The organism is Segatella buccae ATCC 33574 (genome assembly GCF_000184945.1).
Taxonomy (GTDB): domain Bacteria; phylum Bacteroidota; class Bacteroidia; order Bacteroidales; family Bacteroidaceae; genus Prevotella; species Prevotella buccae.
This window is the reverse complement of the sequence record NZ_GL586311.1, coordinates 126,247-137,361: the sequence shown is the minus strand read 5'-3', so window position 1 is coordinate 137,361 and position 11,115 is coordinate 126,247. Positions and strand designations below refer to the sequence as shown.

Annotated in this window: 8 protein-coding genes and 2 tRNA genes; 8 read left to right on the top strand and 2 right to left on the bottom strand. The window is 49.9% G+C overall.

The genetic code is table 11. From position 1 onward, the window contains the following. The first annotated feature begins 342 nt into the window (after positions 1-342). Positions 343-1,692 (top strand): TIGR00341 family protein, encoded by a 1,350-nt coding sequence (locus tag HMPREF6485_RS00560; protein ID WP_004344016.1) that lies wholly within the window; start codon positions 343-345, stop codon positions 1,690-1,692. A 542-nt stretch (positions 1,693-2,234) separates the two neighbouring features. Here the strand turns inward: HMPREF6485_RS00560 and HMPREF6485_RS00555 are convergent. Continuing rightward, positions 2,235-2,648 (bottom strand): DUF3127 domain-containing protein, encoded by a 414-nt coding sequence (locus tag HMPREF6485_RS00555; protein ID WP_044125671.1) that lies wholly within the window; start codon positions 2,646-2,648, stop codon positions 2,235-2,237. A gap of 188 nt (positions 2,649-2,836) precedes the next feature. Here HMPREF6485_RS00555 and dnaN point away from each other — a divergent pair, with 188 nt between their 5' ends. From dnaN to HMPREF6485_RS00520, 7 genes are all read left to right on the top strand, one after another. Next, positions 2,837-3,961, top strand: a complete 1,125-nt coding sequence (gene dnaN, locus HMPREF6485_RS00550) for a DNA polymerase III subunit beta (RefSeq protein ID WP_004342423.1) — start codon at positions 2,837-2,839, stop codon at positions 3,959-3,961. An 81-nt stretch (positions 3,962-4,042) separates the two neighbouring features. Further along, positions 4,043-4,897, top strand: coding sequence for a 3'-5' exonuclease (locus HMPREF6485_RS00545; RefSeq protein WP_004342426.1), 855 nt, complete (start codon positions 4,043-4,045; stop codon positions 4,895-4,897). Further along, the gene (locus tag HMPREF6485_RS00540) at positions 4,898-6,160 is read left to right on the top strand and encodes a bifunctional phosphopantothenoylcysteine decarboxylase/phosphopantothenate synthase (protein WP_004344014.1); all 1,263 of its coding nucleotides are present in this window, start codon (positions 4,898-4,900) and stop codon (positions 6,158-6,160) included. A 50-nt stretch (positions 6,161-6,210) separates the two neighbouring features. Further along, positions 6,211-7,131, top strand: coding sequence for a type IX secretion system protein PorD (gene porD, locus HMPREF6485_RS00535; protein WP_004344013.1), 921 nt, complete (start codon positions 6,211-6,213; stop codon positions 7,129-7,131). A 3-nt stretch (positions 7,132-7,134) separates the two neighbouring features. After that, positions 7,135-8,799 (top strand): DNA repair protein RecN, encoded by a 1,665-nt coding sequence (recN, locus tag HMPREF6485_RS00530; protein WP_004344012.1) that lies wholly within the window; start codon positions 7,135-7,137, stop codon positions 8,797-8,799. Between the two features lie 68 nt (positions 8,800-8,867). Continuing rightward, entirely contained in the window at positions 8,868-10,568 is a 1,701-nt protein-coding gene (locus HMPREF6485_RS00525; protein WP_004344011.1) for a tetratricopeptide repeat protein, read from the top strand. 158 nt (positions 10,569-10,726) lie between these two features. Then, positions 10,727-10,800: transfer RNA gene (locus HMPREF6485_RS00520), tRNA-Arg, on the top strand. Between the two features lie 233 nt (positions 10,801-11,033). Here HMPREF6485_RS00520 and HMPREF6485_RS00515 read toward each other — a convergent pair. After that, positions 11,034-11,106, bottom strand: a tRNA-Lys gene (locus HMPREF6485_RS00515). Between the last annotated feature and the right edge of the window lie 9 nt (positions 11,107-11,115).

The following is an 11,115-nucleotide window of genomic DNA, read 5'->3' as shown; positions in this document are numbered from 1 at the left end:
GCGTTTTCACACATTTCCGTTGCAGTTGTTCTCTTTTCATGCCAGACGTGCGTGGTGCGTGTTCCGAGACTGTGACTAAAGTTTCGAGTCATAAGAAGTAGGGACGCTCAGCGACTACGAGTGTACACATTCTCTGCATAAGGAGTATGATTGGAGACAGAAAGCAGGTGTTGTTTTTCCATGTCGGTTACAGCCTGAAATGTATTTTGTAGCACATTTTGCGCTGTTATATTCTTAAAAAATGCTATCTTTGTAACAGAAACAGGCGGCAATCAAGCAATCGGACGAGAACTTTTGTAGCTGCCTGTCTCGTAATTTTCATGATCATTCATACATTGACTAATGACACAACAAGACCAAAACCTATGGCAAGTGGTGAAAGGATATTTCAATGCCCTGCCCGACAAAGAAAATGAAGAGGAGACCATCAGCCAGATCAGCAGCGGAGTCGTGTTTCACGGTTCCAATCTGTGGATTCTCATCTTCGCCATATTCATAGCCTCGCTCGGTTTGAATGTCAATTCCACGGCTGTGATTATCGGTGCCATGCTCATCTCGCCGCTCATGGGCCCCATTATCGGCATGGGCCTTGCTGTTGGTATCAGTGATTTGCGCTTGCTCAAGCGATCTATCAAAAACTATCTGGTGGCTACAGTCATCAGCGTGCTCACCGCCACCGTCTATTTCACCATCACACCGCTCACTGAGGCACAGTCCGAACTTTTGGCGCGCACATCGCCCACGCTTTACGATGTGTTGATAGCGCTTTGTGGTGGTGCTGCCGGCATTCTAGCCCTTTCCACAAAGGGGAAGGGCAATGTGATTCCCGGTGTGGCCATTGCGACGGCTCTCATGCCACCGCTCTGCACGGCAGGTTATGGGTTGGCCGTGGGCAATTTTTCCTATTTCTTCGGTGCTTTCTACCTGTTTTTCATCAACACCGTATTCATAGCTCTGGCCACGTTCGCAGGTGTGCGCATGTTGCGTTTTCATCGCAAAACGTTTGTTGATGCCACGCGCCTGACAACGGTAAATCGCTACATCGTGGGTATCGTGGTGGTGACGATGCTGCCTGCCACCTACATGACAGTGCAAATCATCAGGCAGAGTGTGCTTGACAACAATGTGCGCAGGTTTGTCAAAAACGAGTTGGCCTTCAAGGGTACTCAAATCATTTCGCAAAGCTGTGATGCCGCCAACAAAACGCTCAATGTGGTGGCCGTGGGCAAGACTATAGGTCGGGCCGATGTGACCCGTGCCCGAAAACTTTTGGAAGAATACAAACTTGGCGATTACAAACTTAATGTGATACAAGGTTCACATTCTGACAGCGTGTTGCTGCTCAACCGCGAACTCAGCAGTGCCACGCTGTCGAGTGAGGCCAAAACCCAAAAACTCATAGAACAGTCAGAACAGCTTAACCAACTTGCAGACCATTTGGCGCAATACACCCATTATGAGACGCTTGGTAAGGAGATAGGTCCGGAGGTGAAGGCCGTGTTTCCTTCGGTGACGGCGGTGAGCCTTTCCAACGCTACCGAGGTTCGTACTGACACGGCTATGTCGCGCCGTTATATCATTGCACTGGTAAACAGCCGCTCGCGATTGGTGCCGGCAGAACGCATACGGCTGCATCGATGGCTCAAGGCCCGCACCAAAGCCGATAGCCTGCGACTTGTTACTGCCATGTAGACAGCCTGTGGCGAGTGTCGCGTTTTTTCGTTGTCGATTTGCATTTTTACTTTTTGGGTAGTATCTTTGCATAAGCAAAGGGAGCGCGGTGGCGTTCCCTTTTTTAGTTTCCACCCCTCTTGAAGGGGACTTTCCTTCTTATTGTGGGGGCAAATAGGCCCGAATGGTTTTGCGAAAGGGGCTCTTCGAGCTTCTCTGTTGGGCCGGATGAGCTTTCAAGTGTGGCTCTTTTGCAATATCGTTTGGACTTAGTGAGGAAATTGATGGGACAGATGGGGCGAATGAGGTAGATGGGATGGGCTGGATCGAAGGGCGTGGAAAACTCCTGTGTAATTCTTTTTCTCAATCTTGGTAAGTTTCGCTATATATGGGATTGTTCCTTTGTTCAGCCTCTCTACTTAGCTACCTTTGTCTCGCGAGACACTTTCCTCTTAAGGAGAGGCTTGGGGAGGTTTTTCAAACAACAACACCGACATACCACCTCGTCATGAGGCGGTATGCCGGTGTTGCTGTCTTGTATGTGTGTAAGGGAAAAATGCCGCTTAGAAAGGCAGGTCGTCGGCACTGTCGCCATCTCCGGCTGCGGGAGCGGGTGGGAACGGAGCCTGTGCGCCTTCGGCAGGGGCACCGAACGGAGCACCACCGGCCATGGGCTGAGGCCCTGTGGCACCGGCTTGGGCAGCTGCCGGATCGATGTGCTGTACATTCCATGCACGAATGTTGTTGAACCAGCGGCCATTATACTCATGGGCGTCAATGTCAAACGACACCGTGATTTCCTCGCCACTTTTGATATTGAACTGAGCCAGACGGTCGGCGCCGAATACATCGAACACCATCTTGCGCGGATACTGCTCGTGGGTCTCAATGACAAACGACTGCGACTTCCACTCGCCACGCGCTGATGTGCCGCTGCGCTCGGGCAATACTGCGATAACTTTTCCTTGTAATTCCATATTATTCGTTTCCGTATTATAAATATTTCTTTCAATTTGCGAAATTACTAAAATACTTCTAAAAAGAAAAACTTTCCCGCACTTTTTTTTGTATTCCGAGACTATTTTCGTATTTTTGTAGCCTATATTTCCTATGGGGAAAGAACGATTGGAAAAGTAAAGAAACAAAACATTTAAAATAAATACTAATGAGATTTACATTATCAAGCACAGCTCTGAGCAGCCGTCTTAACACGCTTGCTCGTGTCATCAACAGCAAAAATGCGCTGCCCATTTTGGACTGCTTCCTGTTTCAGGTGGAGAACAACCGCCTCCTCATCACAGCCGGTGACGGTGAAAACGTGATGCAGAGCGCACTGGAACTTGACAGCTGCGAGGGTGAGGGCGAATTTGCCGTGCCCAACCGCACTATTCTCGATGCCGTGAAGGAACTGCCGGAGCAGCCCCTCAATTTCGACATCGACACGCAGAGCTTTGCTATCAAAATAGTTTATCAGAACGGTCTCTACAACTTCACGGCCCAGAATGCCGAGGAGTATCCCCGTATGCAACCGGTGGAAGACGGAGCCACGACTATGACAATGGACGCTGCTGTGCTGGTGGACAATATCTCGCGTTCGCTTTTTGCCACGGCGCAGGATGAGTTGCGCCCTGTGATGAACGGCATTTATTTCGATCTTACACCCGATGCTCTGGCCATTGTGGCCAGCGACGGGCATAAGCTCGTGCGCAACAAGAATTTCAATATCAAGAGTGAAACTCCCGCTGCGTTCATTCTTCCCAAGAAGCCGGCATCGCTGTTGAAGAACGTGCTGAGCAAGGACGGTGGGGAGGTAATCGTCAAGTTCAATGACCGTAGTGCGGAGATGCGTTTCTCCGACGGTGTTCTCTACTGTCGGTTGATAGAAGGACGCTATCCCAACTACAACTCTGTGATTCCGCAAGACAATCCCAATCGTGTGACCATTGACCGTCGTGCCCTGTTGGGAGCTCTGCGCCGTGTGTTGCCATTTGCCAGCGAGAGCAGTCAGTTGGTGCGCTTCCATGTGGAAAGTGGACGGATGGAACTCTCCGGAGAGGATATCGACTTCGCTACATCGGCCAAGGAGCAGGTGACCTGCGAGTACAGTGGGCAGCCGATGAGTATTGGTTTTAAGGGAGGCTCCATGCAAGAGATACTGAGCAGTCTTGAGAGCGACGAGGTGGTGATAGAGTTGGCTGATCCCAGTCGGGCCGGCACCGTGATGCCCTCGCAGCAACCCGAAAACGAGGATGTGCTCATGCTGCTCATGCCTATGCTCTTGAATGACTAAACAAGAAAAACGATTGTCTCTCCTTCTCTGTCCGGATCGGAGGGGTGGGAGAGACAATCGCGTAATGACTAAAACGAAAGAATGAAACTTAATCTCACCAAACCCCTTGTCGTGTTTGACCTTGAGACTACCGGTCTTGATTTGGTCAACGACAGGGTCATACAGTTGTCGTATATTAAAGTGTGCCCTGACGGGACGGAATTGCGTGGCAACGAAATCATCAATCCCGGTAAACCCATCGCGCCGGAGATAACGGCTCTCACGGGAATTTCCGATGATGACGTGAAAGACCGTCCTGCTTTCAAAGAACTGGCTCCGCGGTTGGCTGAGGAGTTCAAGGGCTGCGATTTTGCCGGCTTCAACTCCAACCACTTCGATATTCCTATGTTGGCTGAGGAGTTTTTGCGGGCAGGCATCGATTTCGATTTCGGTAAGTGTCGACTCATTGACGCACAGGCCATTTTTCACAAGATGGAACGCCGCAACCTGGCTGCTGCCTACAAGTTTTACACGGGGCGCAAGATGGAGGAAGACTTTGAGGCCCATCGGGCCGATCAGGACACCGAGGCCACCTATCGTGTACTCATGGGCGAATTGGACAAATATGCACCCGGTGTGCAGGAAGAACCCGACCGTGTGCTCCATAACGATATGGACGAGTTGGCCGAGTTTTCCAAAAACAATGACAATGTAGATTTCGCGGGTCGTATCATCTGGAAAGACCTTACCGATGCGCAGGGAAACACGCTGACTGACAAGGACGGAAACCCGCGTCGGCATGAGGTGTTCAACTTCGGCAAATATAAGGGATGGGATGTGGCTGAAGTGCTGCGTCGTGACCCGGGATATTTCTCTTGGATGCTGAGTTCCGACTTCACGTTCAACACCAAGCAGGTGCTCACCCGTATCCGTTTGCGCGAATTCAATAACAAATAAATGCTTGAAGGAAAGAAAATTGTTCTCGGCATCACCGGTTCTATCGCTGCCTATAAAGCCTGTCTTCTCATTCGCAGCCTTATACGCCGGGGGGCGGAAGTGCAGGTGGTTATCACTCCTGCAGGCAAGGAGTTTGTTACCCCTATCACCCTCTCGGCCTTGACGCGTAAGCCGGTGATAAGCGAGTTTTTTTCGCAGCGCGACGGCACATGGCACTCTCATGTGGAACTCGGGTTGTGGGCCGATGCCATGATCATCGCACCCTGTACGGCTGCAACACTTGGAAAGATGGCCGGCGGGGTGGCCGACAATATGCTTGTCACCACCTATCTCTCTATGAAGGCTCCTGTGTTCATCGCTCCGGCTATGGATCTCGACATGTATCGCCACCCTTCTACACAAGCCAATATTGCCAGACTACGGTCGTTTGGAAACCATTTTATAGAACCTTCCGAGGGCTTTTTGGCCAGCGGGCTCGAAGGCAAAGGCCGCATGGAAGAGCCAGAACGCATCGTGGAAGTGCTTGACGGCTTTTTCGAGAGTGGCGACCGTGATGGTGGCGGTGGAATGGAGATCGTAAGTCCTGCTGTCACGGAGAATGAGACAGAGGGCTGTGAGCTCAGCCTTAAAGGCCGCCGTGTACTCATCACGGCCGGACCTACTTACGAGAAGATCGATCCTGTGCGCTTCATCGGCAACTATTCGTCGGGGAAAATGGGCTTTGCCTTGGCCGAAGAGTGCTTGCGGCGTGGTGCAAGGGTGACACTCATAGCCGGCCCGGTGGCTCTCACATGTAGCGAAGGCATCCGGCGTATCGACGTGGAGAGTTGCGAAGAGATGTATGGCGCGGCTGTCAAGGTTTTTCCCGAGGCCGATGCAGCCATACTTTGTGCTGCTGTGGCCGACTTCAGACCGACAGCCGTGGCTATGCATAAGATAAAGCGTGGCGGGGAAGACATGATGCTTCGGTTGGTGCCCACCCATGACATTGCGGCTGCTTTGGGGCGCATGAAGACCCCCGCACAGCGTCTCGTGGCTTTTGCGCTTGAAACGAATGACGAAGAAGCTAATGCCCGACGGAAACTGAAAAGCAAAAATGCCGATTTCGTCGTACTCAACTCAACGCGCAATGCGGGTACGACTTTTCGTACCGATGACAACCGAATCACGATCGTTTCGGCCGGGGGGCAGAAGGAATACGACAAGAAACCGAAACGAGAGGTGGCCCGTGACATTGTAGATGAGTTGGCTGCTATCTTCTGAACCAGGGTGCAAAAGTCGGATATGCTTGTTTGTAGGATAAAGAATAGGGTATGAATAAACTGAAATCTTGCATCGTTTTGCTATGGATAGCTATGAGTTTTGTGGCTCCTGCAACGGCTGATGCCCAAGAGTTGCAGGCTAAAATCACAGTCAACCATGCCCAGATAGAGGGTACGGACGCCTCGGTGTTCGACAATCTGCAACATACACTTGAGCAGTTTGTTAACGAACGGCAGTGGACTCACTTGCAATTCAGGAAGAATGAGCGCATCGTGTGTAACTTCAACATCACGGTGACCAAATATGACAAGAGCTCCAATAAATTTTCCTGCAAGGCACTCGTCCAAGCCAACCGTCCGGTCTACAACTCTGCCTACACTTCCACCTTATATAATAATACGGATGACAATTTCGACTTCGCCTTTACACAGTTCGACCAGCTCAATTTCAATGAGGAGGTGATCGACAACCAACTTACGGCACTTTTCGCTTACTACGCTTATCTCATCATTGGTCTTGACCTTGATTCATTTGCTCCACGGGGCGGTGAAGATGTGCTCCGGCGTTGCCTTAACCTTACTAACAATGCCCAAGACTTGGGCTATCCGGGGTGGAAGGCTTTTGAAAATGATCGCAATCGCTATGCCATTATCAGTGATTACCTTGATGGGGCGATGGCCCCTTTCCGCCAACTGCAATATGACTATTATCGGAAGGGGCTTGACGAGATGGCTAACAATGCCGAGCGGGGACGCACGGAAATTACCACGGCCATAGAGAGCCATCTCAAGAAATCACATGAGGACAAGCCGCTGAGTCTGTTGCCACAGATATGGACAGACTATAAAAAAGACGAATTGGCCAATATCTATCAAGGTAAGGGCACGCAAAAGGAGAAGGAGAATGTCTATGAGATTCTTTTTTCCATCAATGCAAGCCAAAACGCAGCTTGGGATAAAATCAAACAATAGAAGATGCTGAAACAACTATACATCAAAAATTTTACGCTCATTGACGAAGAACGCATCGATTTCGGGCCGGGCTTTTCGGTTATCACGGGCGAGACGGGGGCGGGAAAGAGCATTATCCTTGGAGCCATCGGTTTGTTGCTGGGCAATAGGGCCGGCTCTAAGGCTGTGAGGGCAGGGGCCGACCGTTGTGTCATTGAGGCTCACTTTGACCTTACCAACTATGCCATGGGGGATTTTTTCTCCTGTAATGACATTGATGAGGACTTAGCCGATACCATCATCCGACGCGAACTGTCTGCCGCCGGTAGGAGTCGTGCGTTCATCAACGACACGCCGGTGTCACTTTCCCTTATGCGCGAACTGGGCGAACAGCTTGTAGATATACACTCACAGCACCAGAATCTGCTCTTGCAAAAAGAAGATTTCCAACTCAATGTGGTCGACATCATTGCTGCCGACGGCAAGGCGTTGGATGATTACCATACGGCCTATGCTCGCTATCGCAAGACTGAAACGGAGCTGGATGCTCTCAAACGGCAGATAGAAGAGGCACGAACCAACGAGGAATTCCTCCGTTTCCAATACAATGAGTTGGCCAAGGCCGCTCTTGAAGAAGGGGAGCAGGAAGAGCTCGAACAGGAGGGAGAGACATTGGCCCATGCCGAGGAGATCAAGACTGCATTGTTTGAGGCTGACAGTCGCCTCAATGGTGATGATGGTAGTGTCGTGGGTAGCATCAAGCAGGCAGTCAGAAGTTTGCACGACATAGAGGAAGTGTACCCTAAAGTGCGTGAGTTGGCCGAGAGACTCGACTCGTCTCTCATCGAACTGAAAGATATTTCTGCGGAGGTAAGCAGTGCTACAGAGGCTGTTGATTTCGACCCGACCCGTCTTGATGCCATCAACTCGCGTCTCGATGCTATCTATTCGCTTCAGCAGAAATTCCATGTGAGCACTGTAGCAGAATTGCTCGCAATGCAGGGAGAATTGAAAAACGAACTTGATAATGTAGAATTGGGCAGTGAGCGTATCGACGAACTTGAGGCACGTTTGGCGACTGACAGAGGAGTTTGTGAGGAGCGTGCTGCCCGACTCACGGCTTTGCGTACCACGGCAGCTCGCAAGGTGGAGGCTGAGATGCTGCGTCGGTTGGTGCCGTTAGGCATCCCTAATGTGCGTTTTGAGGTGCAGATAGAAAGGCGGGAGCTCTCCCCGACGGGGGGCGATAAGGTGGCTTTTCTTTTCAGTGCCAACAAGAGTACGGCATTACAGCCGGTGCAACAGGTGGCTTCGGGAGGTGAGATTGCCCGTGTAATGCTTTCATTGAAAGCCATGGTCAGTGGGACGGTGAAACTCCCGACCATCATATTCGATGAAATAGACACTGGGGTGAGTGGACGTGTGGCCGAAAAGATGGCGCAAATCATGCAGGAGATGGGGGATAGTCATCGTCAGGTGCTTTCCATCACCCACTTGCCGCAAATTGCCGCTCTTGGTTCTACCCACTACAAGGTATCGAAAGAAGAAACAGCGCAAGGCACCTTGAGCCACATGTGTATGCTTACTACGGAAGAGCGCGTCACGGAGATAGCTCAGATGTTGAGCGGTTCTGATGTGACGGTGGCTGCTATGGAAAATGCCCGGCAGTTGCTCAAACTTGATAAGTAGAATGATTTTGATATGGCACTTGTGCTGTGGATTTAAATAAGAAATATGATTTTATGTAAGACGAACAGATGAAAACTTTCAAACAGATTTTCCATACACCCTTTTTGATAATGTTGTGGTTGTTTTGCTTGGCACTGTTACCGGGCATGGTTAAAGCCCAACCGGCAGCCGTGCAGAAGGCTTCCAAAGCTGTATTTACACTCACCACTTTCAAGGCCGATGGATCTCTGCTGTCTTCCACCCACGGTGTGTTTATCGCCACCGATGGTACGGCTGTAAGTACTTTCGCTCCTTTCGTGGGAGCGGCTAAGGCTACGGTGATAGATGCTGCGGGCAAGAGCTATGATGTGGACTGTCTTCTTGGAGGCAACGAACTCTATGATGTGGCTAAATTTCGCGTGACGGGTACTACACCGGCTGCCCCAATAGCCCGCACCACTGTGATGCAGGGGGCTCAGGTGTGGTTGGTGAATTATGCCAAAGGCAAAACCGATGCCCAATCGATCAAAGTGGCTAAGGTGGAGAAATTTATAGACAAGTATGCCTATTATGTGTTCAATTACAATGCTCCTGACAATGCTATCGGTTGCCCTTTTGTCAATGCCAAAGGTGAGGTAATGGGGTTGCTGCGCCATTTGGCGGCTAACAGCGATGTATCGGCTGCCGATATTCTCTTTATCAACGACTTGAAAGTGAATGGAATGTCAAATCTCGACCCGGCCCTGAAACAGACGGCCATTCGCACGGCTTTGCCTTCCAAAGAAGAAGATGCCCGCATGACATTGGTGTTGGCTAAGAGCAAGTTTGGGGATGATGTGATCCGTAAATACGCTGATGAATTTATGGTCAAGTTTCCTGCGGCTGCTGATGGTTACAAAGAACGTGCTGACATTGCTTTCCGCGCAGGTGACTTTGCCGAAGCAGCCCACTATATGGAACTCGGTATCGCCAAAGCGGCTCTCAAAGATGAAGCCCACTACAACTATGCTGACCTCATCTATCGCTATTTGGCTTACAGTCAGAGCGGAAAGACCTTTGAAGCGTGGACTCTGGATAAGGCTATGGCTGAGGCTCAAGCTGCCTATGCTGCCAATCCACTGCCCATCTATCGGCATCTTCAGGCCCAAATCACTTTCATGAAAGGCGACTATCAATCAGCTTACGACCAGTTTATGGCACTCGCCAAGTCGGGTCTTCGCAATGGTGAAGTCTTTTTCGAGGCTGCGCAAGCCAAGGCCAATTTGAAAGCCGGCACGTCAGAAATCATTGCCCTGCTCGACAGTGCTGTCAATGTAAGTGGAAAGACACAGATGGGAGCACCCTATATTCTCGCCCGCGGCAAAGCTCTCGATGCCGATGGTAAATACCGTGATGCTATGCGCGACTACAATCTCTACGATACGATTATGACCGTGTTCTACGGTACAGCGCCTGCTGAATTTTACTATACCCGCTATCAGTGTGAGAGCAAGATACGTATGTACCAGCAAGCTCTCAACGATATTGCCCACGCTTGTGTTCTTGCCCCCAAGGAACCTACTTATTGGGTGGAATTGGCCTCGATGAATCTGCGCGTGAATAAACTTGATGAAGCTGTATTCGCTGCCACCCGTTGCGTCGAACTGGCACCACAATATCCCGATGGATACATCTTCCTCGGGCTGGCACAGATACAGAAGAAACTCAAAGCTGAAGGGTTGGCAAACCTCGAAAAAGCCAAATCGCTTGGTGACAGCCGAGCACAAGGGCTGATAGATAAATACAAGTAAGTTTTCCCTTGCTTTTTTCCTTGTTTTGGTTTATTATCTCTCAGACTCTTTAGTTGCATTCTCTTCACCCTGCCTTTCCATAAATAATTGTGGAAATGTTTGGTTAAACGGCAAAAAAGCAGTACTTTTGCATTCGCTTATATTAATTTGGCAATATTGGTTCCGTAGCTCAGCTGGATAGAGCAACAGCCTTCTAAGCTGTGGGTCTTGGGTTCGAATCCCAACGGAATCACGGGAAGGGACACCGAAAAAGGTGTCCTTTTTTTGATTTGAAATTCGACTGAGCCGCAATATTATTGAGTTATTAAACACACAACAATATCATTTGAGCCATTAAAGGATACTCAAAAGTAACGCGTTTTGCGTCAAATTTGAGAAAATAATCTCTTTTTTTTAACTGATATATTTGCTTGCTTGAGGTGTTAAACCGCTGTATCTATGATATTTACGCTATTTATCACCAAGTGATCCGCATGGGGCTCGAACCCATGACCCCAACATTAAAAGTGTTGTGCTCTACCAACTGAGCTAGCGGATCTATTATCTA